Source organism: Streptomyces sp. NBC_01198, from assembly GCF_036010485.1.
In the GTDB taxonomy this organism is placed as follows: domain Bacteria; phylum Actinomycetota; class Actinomycetes; order Streptomycetales; family Streptomycetaceae; genus Actinacidiphila.
This window is the reverse complement of record NZ_CP108568.1, coordinates 2,804,794-2,821,043: the sequence shown is the minus strand read 5'-3', so window position 1 is coordinate 2,821,043 and position 16,250 is coordinate 2,804,794. Positions and strand designations below refer to the sequence as shown.

Below are 16,250 nucleotides of genomic sequence, written 5' to 3'. Positions count from 1 at the left end.
CGGGTGCCGCCCGGTTCAGAAGCGCTCCGCCGCCGCCCGCTCCAGCGACACCCGTGCTTGCGGCACCCCGGTTCAGAAGCGCCCGCCGCCGCCCATCCGGCCGCGCGTCTCCCCGCCGCCGAAACTGCCCGGGCCCGCGCCGCCGAAGTCGCCGCCCCCGCCGATGCCGCGCATGCCGCCCAGGCCGCCGAATCCGCCGCGGCCGCCGCCGAACAGCTCGCCGAGGATGATCCCGCCGACCATCGCCCCGCCCATGCCGCCCATACCGGCGGCGCCCCGGCGGCCGCCGGCGGCCGGCCCGAAGTCGCCGACGTCCTGCTGGGCCAGCCGCTGCGCCTCCCTGGCCAGCCGGTCGGCCTCCTGGGCGTGCGCCAGGGCGGCCGGGGCGTCCGCCGCCGCCTGGGCCTGCTGGAGGCGGCGTTCGGCCTCCGCCAGCCGGGTACGCGCCCGGCTGCCGATCGCCCCCCGGTGGGTGGTGATCACGTCATGGGCCGCCGCGACCTCGCTGCGGGCCGCCAGCAGCGCCTGGTCGAGCAGCCCGCGGGCCCGCCGCTCCCCGACCTCCTGCTCGCGCGCCCCGGCCAGCGCCTCGTCCAGCTCCGCCTCCGCCTCCTCCACCCGGCGCAGCCCCGCGATCGGGTCGTAGCGCCCGCCGGCCAGCTCCCCGCGTACGGCGGCGACCACCGCCTCGGCCCGGGCGATCCGCGCCCGCAGCTCCGTGTGGCCGCCTGCGCCGCCCGTGGCCAGCACCCCGCGGGCCTCCGCGAGGTCGGCGTCGGTCTCGGTCAGGGCCGCGCGCAGGCTCGCGTCGGCGGCGTGCAGCTCATCGGCGCGGCGGGTGACCGAGTCGGCCAGCGTGGTGGCCTGGTCGAGCGCCCCCTCGGCGGCGCGGACGAAGACCGCGGCCCGGCCGTGGTCGGTGCCGATCGCCGCCCGGGCCTGGTCGAGGCTGGCGCGGGCGAACTCCAGCCGGTCGCGGGCCTCTGCGGGGTGCCCGGCGACCGGCTCGATCGCGCTCCCGGCGTAGCCGGCGGCCAGCGGGGCGAGCGCGGTCTCGGCCGCCGCGATCCTGCCCGGAAGCGCGGCGGCCTTGGCCTCGGCCTGCTCCAGTACCTGCGGGGCGTTCGCCTCCAGGGCCCGCAGCCGGTCGAAGGCCTCGGACTCGGCGTCGAGCCGCCGGTTGGCCTGGGTGCAGCGGGAGAGGATCTCGTCCAGCATCTGCCGCCGGGTCATGTCGTCGGCGGCGACTGAGTCGTCGAGCCGCTGCCGCAGCCGGAAGGCGGCGGTCAGCTCGTCCCTGGCGTACTCCACCGCCTCGGTGAAGGGCTGGGCCGCCGCCTCGCCGAACTGCGCCGCCGCGAAGCCGACGTCCTCCTGGCTGGTGCGCACCGCGTCGTCGGTGGCCACCAGCAGCTGCCTGGCCTGGGAGTCCAGCTCGGGCAGCGGCGTCGGCGCGGGGGCGAAGCGGCGCGGGCGCCCGCCGGGACCCGGACCGGCGCCGGCCTCGGGGAGTTCCGGCCCCCGCTCGATGGTGGCGCGGCGGCGCCGGACGGCGTAGAGGGTCACCAGGACCGCCGCGACCACCGCGACCACCGGGATCCACAGCTCGGCGGCGCCGTTCTCAGCCGCGGCCCCGCCGCCGGGGTCCACCGCGCCGGGGGTGATGGTGGGAGCGCTGACCGGCCGCCCGGCCAGCACCGCGTCGTAGCCGTTTGCGGCGCCCACGGCGGCGCCCGCCCAGTCGTTCTGCCGCACCGCGGGTTCGACGGCGGTGGAGCCGACCTCGTCCAGCTGGGCCTGGGTGAGCCCGGAGTCCTGGTCGGCGGAGACGGCGTACTGCTGGTCGTGGGTGGCGACGGCCAGCAGGATGTCTCGCCGGCCCAGGCCGTTCCTGGTCGCCGTGGTGTTCGCCCAGTCCTGCGGGCTGCGGCCGGAGAAGCCGTTGACGTAGGCGACGAAGAGCCGCAGGTGCCGGGTGTCGTCGAGCCGGTCGAGCGCCGCCGTGACCTGGGGGGTGCGGCCCTGGAGGGCGCCGACCCGGTCGGTGACCCGGCCGCTGCGCGACAGCGTGACCGGGTCGTCGGCCCGGGCCTGACCCGGATGGGCGAGCAGCACCGCGAGCCCGAGCGCACCCAGCGCCGCGCACCACCGTGGGACTCGCCGCCTCATGCGCCCGCGCCCTTCGCCCGCGCCACGTCTCCACCGCGTGGCTGTGATCGGAGGCTATGTGCGGGATGTGCGCTACGCGACTTATGTGCGGCGCCCGGTCGTACGCGTACGGCGGCCCCGGCCCGGCCTGGGGCGCCGTACGGTACGGCCGGGGGTGGCGGCCCCCGGCTGTACCGCGCTGCGGACCCCGCCCCGCCCTACTCCTGGCGGCGGCGGATCTTGCTGCCGAGCCACACCAGCGGGTCGTACTTGCGGTCGATGGCCCGCTCCTTGAGCGGGATCAGCGCGTTGTCGGTGATGTGGATGTGCTCGGGGCACACCTCGGAGCAGCACTTGGTGATGTTGCAGTAGCCGAGCCCGTGGTCCTCCTGCGCGGAGGCGGCCCGCACCAGGCCCTGGTCGGCGGCGGCGTCCAGCGGGTGCATGTCCAGCTCGGCGATCCGCATCAGGAAGCGCGGACCGGCGAAGGCCGCCTTGTTCTCCTCGTGGTCGCGGACCACATGGCAGGTGTCCTGGCACAGGAAGCACTCGATGCACTTGCGGAACTCCTGCGAGCGCTCCACGTCCACCTGCTGCATGCGGTACTCGCCGGCCGGCACGCCCTTCGGCGGCACGAAGGCCGGGACCTGCCGGGCCTTGTCGTAGTTGAAGGACACGTCGGTGACCAGGTCGCGGACCACCGGGAACGCCCGCAGCGGGGTGACGGTGACCGTCTCGTCCGGCTCGAAGACCGACATCCGGGTCATGCACATCAGCCGCGGCCGCCCGTTGACCTCGGCGCTGCACGACCCGCACTTGCCGGCCTTGCAGTTCCAGCGGACCGCCAGGTCGGCGGCCTGGGTGGCCTGCAACCTGTGGATGATGTCGAGGACGACCTCGCCGTCGTTCACCTCGACCTCGTAGTCCCGCAGGTCGCCGCCGTCGGCGTCGCCCCGCCAGACCTTGAAGTGCGCTGTGTGGGTCACCGGTCAAGCTCCTCGTCCGTCAGGTATTTCAGCAGCTCTTCCCGCTCGAAGAGGGCCAGCAGATCGGCCCGTATCGGGTCCATCGGGCGCTGCCGCAGCCCGATCCGCGCCCGTGCCGGTCCCTCGGCGCCGCTCCCGGAGTCCCGGCCGGCCGCCGAGGCCGTCCCGTCCCGGCCCGCCTCGTCGACCTCGTCCGCCTCGTCCGCGCCGGTCAGCTCGCACACCAGGTTGACCTTGCGCCAGCCGCGGTCCATGCCGGGGTGGTCGTCGCGGGTGTGGCCGCCGCGGCTCTCGGTGCGCTCCAGCGCGGCACGGGCCACGCACTCGCTGACCAGCAGCATGTTCCGCAGGTCGATGGCCAGGTGCCAGCCCGGGTTGAACTGCCGGTGCCCCTCCACACCCGCCCGCCGCGCCCTGGCCCGCAGCGCGGCCAGCCGCTCCAGCGCCTGCTCCATCTCCGGGCCGCGCCGGATGATGCCGACCAGGTCGTTCATCACCTGCTGCAGTTCCTGGTGCAGGGTGTACGGGTTCTCCGCCGGACCGTCGTCCGCGGCGGTCTCCGCGGCGGCGAACGGCCGCAGCGCCTCCGCGGCGGCCGCGTCGATCTGCTCCTCCGGTGCGGCGGGCCGCCGCTCGCCGAGCCCGGCGGCGTACTCGGACGCGTAGAGCCCGGCCCTGCGGCCGAAGACCAGCAGGTCGGACAGCGAATTGCCGCCCAGCCGGTTGGAGCCGTGCATCCCGCCGGCCACCTCGCCGGCCGCGAAGAGCCCCGGCACCCCGCGGGCCGCCGCGGTGTCCGGCTCCACGTCGACCCCGCCCATCATGTAGTGGCAGGTCGGGCCGACCTCCATCGCCTCCGCGGTGATGTCGACGTCGGCCAGCTCCTTGAACTGGTGGTGCATCGACGGCAGCCGGCGCTTGATCTCCTCGGCGGGCAGCCGGGTCGACACGTCCAGGAAGACCCCGCCGTGCGGGGTGCCGCGGCCTGCCTTGACCTCGGAGTTGATCGCGCGGGCCACCTCGTCGCGGGGCAGCAGCTCGGGCGGGCGGCGGTGGGTTTCCGGGTCGGAGTACCAGCCGTCCGCCTCCTCCTCGCTCTGCGCGTACTTCTCCTTGAAGACGTCGGGGACGTAGCCGAACATGAAGCGCTCGCCGTCGCTGTTGCGCAGCACCCCGCCGTCGCCGCGCACCGACTCGGTGACCAGGATGCCCTTGACCGAGGGCGGCCAGACCATCCCGGTGGGGTGGAACTGGATGAACTCCATGTTGATCAGCGGCGCCCCGGCCAGCAGCGCCAGCGCGTGCCCGTCGCCGGTGTACTCCCACGAGTTCGACGTCACCTTGAACGACTTGCCGATCCCGCCGGTGGCCAGCACCACCGCCGGCGCGTCGATCACGAACAGCCGGCCCGACTCGCGGACGTAGCCGAAGACCCCGGCGACCCTGCCGTCGTCCTTGAGTACCCGGGTGACCGTGCACTCCTGGAAGACCCGGAGCTTGGCCTCGTAGTCGCCGGTCTCGGCGAAGTCCTCCTGCTGGAGCGAGACGATCTTCTGCTGGAGGGTGCGGATCAGCTCCAGGCCGGTCCGGTCGCCGACGTGCGCGAGCCGCGGGTATTCGTGGCCGCCGAAGTTGCGCTGCGATATCCGGCCGTCCGCCGTGCGGTCGAAGAGCGCGCCCCAGGTCTCCAGCTCCCACACCCGGTCGGGGGCCTCCTTGGCGTGCAGCTCGGCCATCCGCCACTGGTTGAGGAACTTCCCGCCGCGCATGGTGTCGCGGAAGTGCACCTGCCAGTTGTCGTGCGAGTTGACGTTGCCCATGCTGGCGGCGATGCCGCCCTCGGCCATCACCGTGTGGGCCTTGCCGAAGAGCGACTTGCAGATCACCGCCGTGCGCATGCCGCGTTCCCGGGCCTCGATCGCGGCCCGCAGCCCCGCGCCGCCCGCGCCGACCACGACCACGTCGTACGCGTGCCGTTCGACTTGTGTCATCTCAGAAGAACCTCGGATCGTCGAATACGCCGCTGGCCACCAGGTACACGTAGAGGTCGGCGAGTCCGACGCTGATCAGCGAGGACCAGGCGAGCAGCATGTGCCGGGCGTTGAGCGCGCCCACCCAGCCCCACAGCCGGTAGCGCACCGGGTGGGCGGAGAAGTGCCGGAGCTTGCCGCCGATGATGTGCCGGCAGGAGTGACAGGAGAGGGTGTACGCCCAGATCAGCGCGATGTTCAGCACCATGACCAGGGTGCCGAGCCCCGCGTGGCCCCAGGCGCCGCTCTCGTCGCGGAAGGCGAGCACCACGTCGTAGGTCAGGATGCCGGCCACCGGGAGGGCCAGATAGAAGAAGTACCGGTGGATGTTCTGCAGGATCAGCGGCAGCCGGGTCTCGCCGGTGTACTTCGCGTGCGGCTCGGCGACCGCACAGGCCGGCGGTGACGCCCAGAAGCCGCGGTAGTAGGCCTTGCGGTAGTAGTAGCAGGTCAGCCGGAAGCCCAGCGGGAAGACCAGCACCAGCAGCGCCGGGGACAGGCCCCACCAGGAGCCGAACAGGGGCCAGTCGGCGCCGCCGTTCATGTCCGTGCAGTTCGAGGCGAGGCAGGGCGAGTACAGCGGCGACACGTAGGGCGCCGAGTAGTAGTCGCCGTTCGCGAAGGCCCGCCAGGTGGCGTAGATGATGAAGATCGTCAGGGCGACCGCGGTGACCAGCGGTGAGAGCCACCACCGGTCGGTCCGCAGGTGCCGGGCGGGGATCGCGGCCCGCCCGGGTGCGAGCACACCGCGGGCGGCAGGGGTGGTGGGGGTGGTTCCGGTGGCCAAGGAGGACTCCGTACGGGAAAGGACCGGGGGGCGCGCGACGGTGCCGGCGCACGCCCGAGGCGTACGACGGGCTGCGCGCGGCTACGGCGCGTGCCGGTGCGGCGAACCGAGCCCCTCGTCCTCGGCGTCCGCCCACAGCCCGCGGTCGTAGGGCGCGTCCGGGATGGTGACCATCTCGACCTGCCGCTGCCCGGAGGCCGCCGGCGCCGAGTCCTGGAGCAGCGCGAGGCTGTCCCGCAGGTGCGCCGCGGCACTGCGTACCCGGCGCATGTCGAGGGTGTCGCCGCTGTGCTCGTCGAGACGTGCGACGCAGCGCATCAGGTCGTCGAGCCGGCGCTGAACCGACGTCAGGTCGTCGTGCAGGGACATGAACAGTCCTCACCATCTGCCGCCGTGATGAATGCAGTACGGGGCGGTGCTGCGGATGCGAGTGTTGCGCGTCACACCGCGCCTTGTGAAGACGGCTGCACGGAATACCGGGAGGAAGGCCGGGGTGCGGCACGGCTGTGGGCCGGACGGGTGGAGTGCGCCGGGCGCCTCGGCGGGTCGGGGCCGCGCCGCCGGTGGCGTCGTCTGGAGTGGGGGTGCGATTAACCGGAACACCAGTTAAAAGGCCCATCCGACCAGATGAGTATGTCCCCGGCGTATGCCGCGCCTCCGGCCGGCCGCCTGGGCCGCGGAGGAGCGACCTCATGAACCGCAGTGCGGACCCGACCGCTGTCACCCCGGCGCCGCGGGCGCGCGCGGTGCGTATCGCCGTGGCGCTCACCGCGGGCGCCACGCTCACCCTCGCCGGCTGCTCGTCGGGCGGCGGCGGCAACCACGCCGCGGGCACCGCGGGCACCGACGTGGCGACCGTCGCCAGGGCGGGGGTACGCGACGGCGGCACCCTGCGCTGGGCCACCGACGACGTGCCCCGCACCCTGAACGCCTTCCAGGCCGACGCGGACGCCGACACCGGCACCATCGCCGGCGCCACGCTGCCGGTGATGTTCCGGCTCGACAGCCACGGCAGGCCGCAGGCGGACGCCGACTACCTCAGGAAGGCCGACGTCACCGACAGCGAGCCGCGGCAGGTCGTCACCTACCAGCTCAACCCGCAGGCCAGGTGGAGCGACGGCCGGGCCATCGGCACCGCCGACTTCACCGCCCAGTGGAACGCGCTCAGCGGCAAGAACGCGGCCTTCTGGACCTCGCGCAACGCCGGCTACGACCGGATCGCCTCGGTCAAGCAGGGCGCCGACGCGCAGCACGTCGAGGTCACCTTCAGCACGCCCTACGCCGACTGGCGGTCGCTGTTCAGCCCGCTCTACCCCAAGTCGGTCACCGGCAACGCCGACGCCTTCAACGACGGCGCCCGCACCGCCCTGCCCGTCACGGCCGGGCCCTTCGCCGTCAAGGCCGTCGACACCAAGGCCGGCACGGTCACCCTGGCGCGCAACACCTCCTGGTGGGGACAGCCCGCCAAGCTCGACCGGATGGTGCTCACCGCGGTGCCGCGGGCCAAGCGCCCCGCCGCGCTGGCCGCCGGCACCCTCGACCTGGCCGACATCGACCCGGGCTCGCTGGCCGCGGTCAAGCGGACCCGGGGCCTGGCGGTGCGCAAGGCGCCGGACGCCGCCTACGCGCAGCTCGCGCTGAACGGCAGCGCCGGACCGCTCGCCGACGAGCGGGTACGGCACGCGGTGGCCCGCGCGATCGACCGCAAGGCCATCGCCACGGCCGTGCTCAAGCCGCTCGGGCTGCCGGCCGTGGCGCTCGGCAACCACCTGGTGCTGCCCTCGCAGGACGGTTACGCCGACCACAGCTCAGCGCTCGGCGGCACCGACCTCCAGCAGGCGCAGGCGCTGCTCGCCGACGCCGGGTGGAAGCAGTCCGCCGCCAAGGCCGGCGACCAGGCGGCCGGCCCCGGCCGCAGCGCCGCCTCGGGCGCGCTGACCGTCGTGGAGCCCAGCCGGGCGGTCACCAAGAGCGGCAAGCAGCTCAGCCTGCGGTTCGTGCTTCCCACGGACTCGCCGACGCTGAACGACGTCGGCGGGCGGATCGCCAAGATGCTCTCCGCGATCGGCATCCGCACGGAGATCACCAAGGTCGACGGGGCGAGCTACTTCCAGGACCACATCGCCGCCGGCGACTTCGACCTGGCCCTCTACTCGTGGCCGGGCAGCGCCTACCCGGCCACCGACGACACGCCGATCTACGCCAAGCCCGTGCCGGCGCCGGACGGTTCGCTGAGCGTCGCGCAGAACTACACGAGGGTCGGTACCGACCAGATCGACCAGCTGCTCGACCGGGCGGGCAGCGAGCTCGACGCCTCGACGGCCCGGGACCTCACGGCCAAGGCCGACTCCCACATCTGGGCTGCCGCCGGCTCGATCCCCCTCTACCAGCGCCCAGCGGTGGTCGCCCTCCGCACGACGGTCGCCAACGCCGGCGCGTTCGGCTTCCAGACCCCCGACTACGAGGACATGGGCTTCCGCCGCTGACGCCGGGGCCCCCGGGCCCCCACGGTCGCCTGTCGCCTGCAGCCCGGCGAGGGCTGAGCGCGCAGTTCCCCGCGCCCCCACGTGATTGCCCCTTTCGGTGGGCGTTCGCCTGCAGCCCGGCGGGGGCTTGTCGCGCAGTTCCCCGCGCTCCTGGAAAACGGTCACCCTCTGCGCAGAGGGCAAGCCATCGGGGGCGCGGGGAACTGCGCGCTCAGCCACGACGGCGGGAAAGCAGCACCGCCACCGCAAGGGGCACCTCCTCAGGGGCGCGAGGAACTGCGCGACCAGCCACGACGGCGCCGCAGACGACAGACCACCGCAAGAGGCACCCCCCCGGGGGGCGCGGGGAACGGCGCGCGTAACCACGGCGGTGGTGAAGGCAGCGGGCCGCCGCAAGTGGCACCCCCTCAGCGGCGCGGGGAACGGCGCGACAAGCCACGACGCTCCGGCGCACGGGAGCGCACCGCAAGGGACACGGCACCCCTCAAGAAGCGCTAGCGGCGCACCCGCAGGGTCGGGGAGAGGGCCTGGGCCCGGGCCAGGGGCGCGGGGGCCAACGCCGGGTGGCCCGCGACGGTGTGGGCCGCGGACTGGGTGAGCAGCGCCCGGGCACGGGAAAGCACGTCCGGCGCCACGGACGCGGCCTGCGCGGCCAGCCGCTCGGCCTGCCCGGCCCGCCCCGCGAAGAGCGCCTCCATCGCGGCGAGGTCGGTGCCGCGCACCGCCGCGGCCGGCGCCTCCGCGCGGAGCGCGGCCAGCGCCGCCGAGAACGTCGGCATCGCCTCCTCCGCACGCCAGTGCCCGGCCGCGATCCCGTCCGCGATGGCGCACGCGTAAAGCTGCAGCGCCCCGGTCCGCAGCGTCGGCGCCTGCGACCGCTCCCGCAGCGCGGCAGCCGTCCGTGCCGCGTCCGCGCAGCGGCCCTCGGCCAGCGCGAGGACCGCGGTCATCGCCTGCCGCCTGGGCGCGTCGGACGGCTCGGCGCCGTCCAGCGCGGCACGCAGCAGGTCGACCCGCCCGGCCGCCGCGGCCCTGGCCGCGGCGAGGCTCGCCGGGTCGTGGAGCCATTCCGCGAGCCGCTGCTCCTCCTGCCCGAACGGCAGCCGGAACAGCCGCCACGCCTGGGTGGTCGCGCGGCCGGGCCGCACGGTGGACGTCAGGACCGCCAGCACGGCGACACCCCAGCCGAGGTACGCCACCGGCCCGCCGGCGGCCACCAGCAGGGCGGCGACCAGCAGTTCGGTGAGCACGGTGAGCACGGCTCCGCACCACATGCGGCGGCGCAGCCCGGGCCGGGCGACGACGACCATGCAGGCGTTGACCAGGATCAGCGGCAGCGACCGGAACGTGACCAGCCGGCCGCCCCGCACCGTGCTGCCCAGCCAGCGTCCGACGCCGACCGAGAGCCATACGGTGGCGAGACCGGAGAGCCGGCCGTACAGCAGCGTGGCCAGGACCTGGAGGTTCATGCCGAGGAACATCCCGAGCGCGAAGAGCAGGAAGTCGTCGGGGTCGAGCGGCAGCGCCCTGGTGCCGCCGAGCACGCCGGCCAGCACGGCGCAGAAGACAAACAGCAGCCGGGGCAGCGAGCGGCGCCGCCCGGCGGGTGCGGGGGCGAGCGGGGCGGGGGAGATGCCGGCCGGCAGCGGCGGCACGGATTCGTCCTGCGGGAGGACCGATGGCGTGGACACGCCGAGATCTTGTCACCCGCCCCCGGCACCCGCGGCCTCGGGGCCGCGCCCGGGCCTACGGCGGCGCCCCGTCTCCTCGCCCGGCCGCAGCCCGGGGTGCTGGCACGTACCATGGGAAACGGCCGCGGCGTGACTTCTGCCCGGCAAGGGCGAGCGCGTCGAAGAGGAACGCGACGCCATCCACGATTCCGGGAGAAGCGCCGCCGCATGTCCACGCGCCACGATATTCGTAACGTCGCCATCGTCGCCCATGTCGACCACGGCAAGACGACCCTCGTCGACGCCATGCTCAAGCAGGCCGGGGCCTTCGCCGCGCACCAGCATCTGGACGACCGGATGATGGACTCCAACGACCTGGAGCGCGAGAAGGGCATCACCATTCTCGCCAAGAACACCGCCGTCAAGTACCACCCCAAGGACGGCGGGGACCCGGTCACGATCAACATCATCGACACCCCCGGCCACGCCGACTTCGGCGGTGAGGTCGAACGCGGCCTGTCCATGGTGGACGCCGTCGTGCTGCTGGTGGACGCCTCCGAGGGCCCGCTGCCGCAGACCAGGTTCGTGCTGCGCAAGGCGCTGTCGGCCCGGCTGCCGGTGATCCTGTGCATCAACAAGACCGACCGCCCGGACTCCAGGATCGACGAGGTGGTCAACGAGACCTACGACCTCTTCCTCGACCTGGACGCCGACGAGGACCAGATCGAGTTCCCGATCGTCTACGCGTGCGCGCGGGACGGCGTCGCGTCGCTGACCAAGCCGGAGAACGGCACGGTGCCGGCGGACAGCGACAGCCTGGAGCCGTTCTTCTCCACCATCCTGTCCACCGTCCCCGCCCCGGTCTTCGACGAGGACGCGCCGCTGCAGGCGCATGTCACCAACCTGGACGCGGACAACTTCCTCGGCCGTATCGCGCTGGTGCGGGTCGAGCAGGGCCACCTGAAGAAGGGGCAGACCGTCGCGTGGATCAAGCGTGACGGCAGCATCTCCAGCGTCCGCATCAGCGAGCTGATGATGACCGAGGCGCTGACCCGCAAGCCCGCAGAGAGCGCGGGCCCGGGTGACATCTGCGCGGTCGCCGGCATCCCGGAGATCATGATCGGCGAGACGCTGGCCGACCCGGAGAACCCGATCGCGCTGCCGCTGATCACGGTGGACGAGCCGGCCATCTCCATGACCATCGGTACGAACAGCTCGCCGCTGGTCGGCAAGGGCGGCAAGGGCCACAAGGTCACCGCCCGGCTGGTGCAGACCCGCCTGGAGCGCGAGCTCGTCGGCAACGTCAGCCTGCGGGTGCTGCCGACCGAGCGCCCCGACACCTGGGAGGTGCAGGGCCGCGGTGAGCTGGCGCTGGCCATCCTGGTGGAGACGATGCGCCGGGAGGGCTTCGAGCTGACCGTCGGCAAGCCCGAGGTGGTCACCAAGGAGATCGACGGCAAGCTGCACGAGCCCATCGAGCGGATGACCATCGACTCCCCCGAGGAGCACCTGGGCGCCATCACGCAGCTGATGGCGACCCGCAAGGGCCGGATGGAGACGATGACCAACCACGGGTCCGGCTGGATCCGGATGGAGTGGATCGTGCCGTCCCGCGGCCTGATCGGCTTCCGTACCGAGTTCCTGACCCAGACCCGCGGCACCGGCATCGCGCACTCCATCTTCGAGGGCCACGAACCGTGGTTCGGCGAGCTGCGCACCCGCAACAACGGCTCGCTGGTGGCCGACCGGGCCGGGGTGGTGACCGCGTTCGCGATGACCAACCTCCAGGAGCGCGGTGTGCTGTTCGTCTCGCCGACCACCGAGGTCTACGAGGGCATGATCGTCGGTGAGAACTCCAGGTCCGACGACATGGACGTGAACATCACCAAGGAGAAGAAGCTCACCAATATGCGGTCCTCGACCGCGGACGTGACCGAGTCCCTGGTGCCGCCCCGGATGCTCTCGCTTGAACAGTCCTTGGAGTTCTGCAGGGACGATGAATGCATCGAAGTCACTCCGGAGACGGTCAGGATCCGTAAGGTGGTCCTCGACCAGAAGGAGCGGGGCCGTGCCGCGTCCCGCGCCAAGCGCTGACGCTCGCTGACCGCCAATCGAACGGTGAGGGGTCCAGGCTTCCCTGGACCCCTCTTTGCGTGGTGTTCACGTGTCCGCTTTCCGGACGCCAAGCACCGTTAGATAGGTCACACCGCCCATTAAGCCGGTGTCTGTCTACGTTCCATAATGTCCGGATTCTGGAACGGCGTCTCGGTTGATGTGACCAAAGCGAGACCCATTCTGCGTCGATCCGACTTCAAACGTGCCCGATAGTGGGACGAAGTTGAGCTCGGGTCAATGGGTCACGCGCTGATGGGGAGCGCCGACTCACGAGCACAGGAAGGCCGTAGTCGCTGTCAGGGGTGTCAGTGAGCGTCCGGCCTTCCTTTCACGTATCGATAGTGACTCCTGAGGAGGCAAACCCATGCGCGGTGCCAAGAGCGCCAAGTGGGTCGTAGGTGCGGCAGTGATCGCCCTCGCAGCGACCGCCTGCAGTTCGAGCGACGACTCGGACAGCAAGGACAAGGCCAAGGCGAGTGGATCGTCCAGCGACGGGATCGTCCGAGCGTGGTGGGGCGACCCCCAGAATCCGCTCGAGCCCGCCAACACCAATGAGGTGCAGGGCGGCAAGGTTCTGGACATGATCTTCATGAACCTCAAGGAGTACGACGCCACCGGCAAGCCCAACCTTGAGGCTGCTGACTCGATCACCACGACCGACCAGCAGAACTTCACCATCAAGATCAAGCCGGGCCTGCAGTTCTCGGACGGCACCCCGGTCACCTCCAGCTCCTTCGTGGACGCCTGGAACTACGGTGCCCTGGTCACGAACAAGCAGCTGAACGCGTACTTCTTCGCCGACATCGACGGCTACGCCGCCGTGCACCCGTCGGACGACCCCGGTGCGAAGCCGACCGCGAAGACCATGTCCGGTCTGAAGGTCGTGGACGACACCACCTTCACGGTCAAGCTGAGCCAGAAGTTCTCCACGTGGCCGGACCGCCTGGGCTACAAGGCCTTCGCGCCGCTGCCCAAGGAGTTCTTCGACAACCACGCCGCGTACCTGGCCAAGCCGATCGGCGACGGCCCGTACATGATCGAGTCCTACACCAAGGGTTCGAGCATGAAGCTGGTCCCGAACCCGAAGTACACGGGTCCGAGCAAGCCGAAGAACAAGGGCGTCCTGCTCAAGGTCTACACGAGCAGCGACACCGCTTACGCCGACCTGCAGTCGGGCCAGCTGGACGTCCTCGACGACATCCCGGCCGCGGACCTGCCGCACGTCAAGGAAGACCTGGGCGGCCGCTACCTCAACTCGCCGGCCGGCATCATCCAGACCTTCTCCTTCCCGATGTACGAGAAGGCCTGGAGCAAGGAGGGCATGGACAAGGTCCGCCTGGGCATCTCGATGGCGATCGACCGCAAGACGATCACCGACAAGATCTTCGGCGGCACCCGCACCCCGGCCAACGACCTCACCTCCCCGGTGCTGGGCGCGACCGGCGGTTACAGCGACACGCTCGCCGGCGACTCGGTCAAGTTCGACAAGGTCAAGGCCAAGCAGCTCATCGAAGAGGGCGGCGGCATCCCCGGCGGCCAGATGAAGCTCGGCTACAACGCCGACTCGGGCTCGCACAAGGAATGGGTCGACGCGGTCTGCAACAGCATCAACAACACGCTGGGCAACAACAAGGCCTGCGTCGGCGCCCCCACCGGCACCTTCGCGGACTTCCGCAACCAGATCACCAAGGGCCAGATGACCCAGCCGTTCCGTTCCGGCTGGCAGATGGACTACCCGCTGATCGACGACTTCATCACGCCGCTCTACGCCACCGGCGGCAGCTCGAACGACTCGAAGTACACCAACAAGGACGTCGACAACCTGATCAAGCAGGCCAACGCCGAGCCTGACAAGGCCAAGTCGATCGCCCTGTACCAGCAGGCCGAGAAGCAGGTCATCAAGGACATGCCGGTCGTGCCGCTGTGGTACCAGAACGGTCAGGCGGGTTGGTCGTCCAAGGTCTCCAACGTCAAGGAGAACGCGTTCAGCTACCCCATCTTCACCGACATCACGGTCAACTGACCCTGACCAAGCACCACCAGCAGTAGGCGAGTCCGAACAGGGGAGACGTCCGGGCACGCTTGCGGGGGAACTGACAAACAACCGCTCGCGGTGTGGATGTCGGCCGGGGCCACAAGCCCCGGCCGACGTCTGCCCGATCCCTGGAGGGCAGATGGGGCGCTACGTCATCAGGCGACTGCTCCAGATGGTTCCGGTATTCATCGGAACCACATTGTTGATCTTCGTTATGGTGTGGGGTCTCGGTGATCCCGTGGCCGCCATGTTCGGCGACCGCACCCCGGACCCGGCGACCGCCGCGCAGATCAGACTCGAGTACCACCTCAACGACCCGCTGCTTCAGCAGTACTGGATCTACATGAAGGGCGTCTTCTCGGGCGACTTCGGCAAAGCGTGGAACCAGCAGCCGGTCACCGACCTGCTCAAGACCGCCTACCCGGTCACGCTCCGGCTCACCGTGGTCGCGTTCCTCATCGAGGCGATCATCGGCGTGGCGCTCGGCGTGTTCGCCGGCCTGCGCCGCGGGCGGTTCTTCGACACCGGCGTGCTGGCGATGACGCTGATCGTGGTCTCCATTCCCACGTTCGTCACCGGCTTCGTGCTCCAGTACTTCTTCGGCGTCAAGTGGTCGATCGTGCATCCCTCGGTCGGTGAGGGCGCGCCCTTCAAGGACCTGATCATGCCGGGCCTGGTACTGGCCGGCGTCTCCCTCGCGTATGTGGCCCGGCTGACCCGAACCTCGGTCGCCGAGAACACCCGTGCGGACTACCTGCGGACGGCCGTCGCCAAGGGCCTGCCGCGGCGCCGGGTGATCACCAACCACATGCTGCGCAACTCGCTCATACCTGTGGTGACCTTCCTGGGAACGGACATCGGCAACCTGATGGCCGGTGCCCTGGTCACCGAGCGGATCTTCAACATCCACGGCGTCGGCTACCAGATCTACCAGGGCATCGTGCACAACAGCCCGGCCACCGTCGTGGGCTTCGTGACGGTCCTGGTGATCGTCTTCCTGCTCGCGAACCTGCTCGTCGACCTGCTCTACGCGGTCCTGGACCCGAGGATCCGGTATGCCTGAGAACACCGACGCCGCCATCCTCGACGGCTCCGCACCCGTGGCGGCCGGACCCGCGGCCCTCGCCGGCGTGGACAAGCGCGACAAGCCGCGCAGCCTGTGGAACGACGCGTGGTACGACCTGAGCCGCAAGCCGATCTTCTACATATCGGCCCTGGTCATCCTGTTCCTGGTCGTCATCTCGATCTGGCCCGGCCTGATCGCCAGCCGCGACCCGCTGCAGTGCGACCTGATCAACTCGCAGAACGGCGCCAGCGCCGGCCACTGGTTCGGCTTCGACCAGCAGGGCTGCGACGTCTACACCCGCACCGTCTACGGTGCCCGCGCCTCGGTCGAGGTCGGCATCTTCTCGACGCTCGGTGTGGCCATCCTCGGTGCGCTGCTCGGCGGCCTGGCCGGCTACTTCGGCGGCTGGCTGGACGCGATCCTCTCCCGGATCAGCGACATCTTCTTCGGCATCCCGATCCTGCTCGGTGGCGTGGTCTTCCTCTCCGCCGTCAAGGGCGGCTCGGTGCTGACCGTGTCGACCTTCATCATCCTGCTGGGCTGGCCGCAGCTGGCCCGGATCGCCCGCGGTGCCGTGATCACCGCGAAGGAGCAGGACTACGTACTGGCCGCCAAGGCGCTCGGCGCCGGCCACGGCAGAGTCCTGCTGCGGCACATCGCCCCGAACGCGCTGGCTCCGGTCATCGTATGGTCCACCATCGCGCTCGGCACCTTCATTTCGCTGGAAGCGACACTGTCCTTCCTCGGCGTCGGCCTCAAGCCGCCGGCCGTCTCGTGGGGTATCGACATCTCCTCGGCGGCCGAACAGATCCGCAACGCCCCGCACATGCTGCTGTGGCCCGCGGGTGCGCTGAGCGTGACGGTGCTGGCCTTCATCCTGCTCGGCGACGCGGTCCGCGACGCCCTCGACCCCAAGCTGCGCTAGGA

Annotated in this window: 11 protein-coding genes; 5 read left to right on the top strand and 6 right to left on the bottom strand. The window is 71.4% G+C overall.

Annotated features, from left to right (window positions below; all coding sequences use genetic code 11):
- Window positions 1–72: 72 nt before the first annotated feature.
- The 5 genes from OG702_RS12495 to OG702_RS12475 form a co-directional block, all read right to left on the bottom strand.
- A complete protein-coding gene (locus tag OG702_RS12495; RefSeq protein WP_327288947.1) occupies window positions 73–2,169 on the bottom strand; it encodes a TPM domain-containing protein in 2,097 nt (698 codons plus the stop codon).
- Window positions 2,170–2,366: 197 nt separating this feature from the next.
- Entirely contained in the window at window positions 2,367–3,134 is a 768-nt protein-coding gene (locus tag OG702_RS12490; RefSeq protein ID WP_327288946.1) for a succinate dehydrogenase/fumarate reductase iron-sulfur subunit, read from the bottom strand.
- Complete coding sequence (locus OG702_RS12485) at window positions 3,131–5,125, bottom strand: fumarate reductase/succinate dehydrogenase flavoprotein subunit (RefSeq protein ID WP_327288945.1); 1,995 nt, start codon at window positions 5,123–5,125, stop codon at window positions 3,131–3,133. The genes OG702_RS12490 and OG702_RS12485 overlap by 4 nt, the downstream gene beginning before the upstream one ends.
- A gap of 1 nt (window position 5,126) precedes the next feature.
- Window positions 5,127–5,951, bottom strand: a complete 825-nt coding sequence (locus OG702_RS12480) for a hypothetical protein (RefSeq protein WP_327288944.1) — start codon at window positions 5,949–5,951, stop codon at window positions 5,127–5,129.
- A gap of 81 nt (window positions 5,952–6,032) precedes the next feature.
- Window positions 6,033–6,320: a hypothetical protein gene (locus OG702_RS12475; RefSeq protein WP_327288943.1), complete on the bottom strand. Its 288-nt coding sequence runs from the start codon at window positions 6,318–6,320 to the stop codon at window positions 6,033–6,035.
- A 323-nt stretch (window positions 6,321–6,643) separates the two neighbouring features.
- Between OG702_RS12475 and OG702_RS12470 the strand changes: the two genes are divergently transcribed.
- Window positions 6,644–8,437 carry an ABC transporter family substrate-binding protein gene (locus tag OG702_RS12470; protein ID WP_327288942.1) on the top strand — a complete coding sequence of 598 codons (1,794 nt, stop codon included), beginning with the start codon at window positions 6,644–6,646 and terminating at the stop codon, window positions 8,435–8,437.
- Window positions 8,438–8,931: 494 nt separating this feature from the next.
- Here the strand turns inward: OG702_RS12470 and OG702_RS12465 are convergent, their stop codons facing one another.
- Window positions 8,932–10,128, bottom strand: a complete 1,197-nt coding sequence (locus tag OG702_RS12465) for a hypothetical protein (RefSeq protein ID WP_327288941.1) — start codon at window positions 10,126–10,128, stop codon at window positions 8,932–8,934.
- A gap of 207 nt (window positions 10,129–10,335) precedes the next feature.
- On the opposite strand from OG702_RS12465, the gene typA reads away from it, so the two are divergent.
- From typA to OG702_RS12445, 4 genes are all read left to right on the top strand, one after another.
- Entirely contained in the window at window positions 10,336–12,201 is a 1,866-nt protein-coding gene (gene typA / locus OG702_RS12460; RefSeq protein ID WP_327288940.1) for a translational GTPase TypA, read from the top strand.
- A 385-nt stretch (window positions 12,202–12,586) separates the two neighbouring features.
- Window positions 12,587–14,245, top strand: coding sequence for a peptide ABC transporter substrate-binding protein (locus tag OG702_RS12455; protein WP_327288939.1), 1,659 nt, complete (start codon window positions 12,587–12,589; stop codon window positions 14,243–14,245).
- Between the two features lie 151 nt (window positions 14,246–14,396).
- Window positions 14,397–15,320 carry an ABC transporter permease gene (locus tag OG702_RS12450; RefSeq protein WP_327288938.1) on the top strand — a complete coding sequence of 308 codons (924 nt, stop codon included), beginning with the start codon at window positions 14,397–14,399 and terminating at the stop codon, window positions 15,318–15,320.
- Window positions 15,313–16,248: an ABC transporter permease gene (locus tag OG702_RS12445; RefSeq protein ID WP_327288937.1), complete on the top strand. Its 936-nt coding sequence runs from the start codon at window positions 15,313–15,315 to the stop codon at window positions 16,246–16,248. Before OG702_RS12450 ends, OG702_RS12445 begins: the two co-directional genes overlap by 8 nt.
- The last annotated feature ends 2 nt before the right edge of the window (window positions 16,249–16,250 follow it).

Bases quoted from the DNA above. Each gene is read 5' to 3' on its own strand.
- OG702_RS12450 (WP_327288938.1), top strand. From the start codon at position 14,397: ATGGGGCGCTACGTCATCAGGCGACTGCTCCAGATGGTTCCGGTATTC.
- typA (WP_327288940.1), top strand. From the start codon at position 10,336: ATGTCCACGCGCCACGATATTCGTAACGTCGCCATCGTCGCCCATGTC.
- OG702_RS12455 (WP_327288939.1), top strand. From the start codon at position 12,587: ATGCGCGGTGCCAAGAGCGCCAAGTGGGTCGTAGGTGCGGCAGTGATC.
- OG702_RS12475 (WP_327288943.1), bottom strand. From the start codon at position 6,320: ATGTCCCTGCACGACGACCTGACGTCGGTTCAGCGCCGGCTCGACGAC.
- OG702_RS12445 (WP_327288937.1), top strand. From the start codon at position 15,313: ATGCCTGAGAACACCGACGCCGCCATCCTCGACGGCTCCGCACCCGTG.
- OG702_RS12495 (WP_327288947.1), bottom strand. From the start codon at position 2,169: ATGAGGCGGCGAGTCCCACGGTGGTGCGCGGCGCTGGGTGCGCTCGGG.
- OG702_RS12470 (WP_327288942.1), top strand. From the start codon at position 6,644: ATGAACCGCAGTGCGGACCCGACCGCTGTCACCCCGGCGCCGCGGGCG.
- OG702_RS12485 (WP_327288945.1), bottom strand. From the start codon at position 5,125: ATGACACAAGTCGAACGGCACGCGTACGACGTGGTCGTGGTCGGCGCG.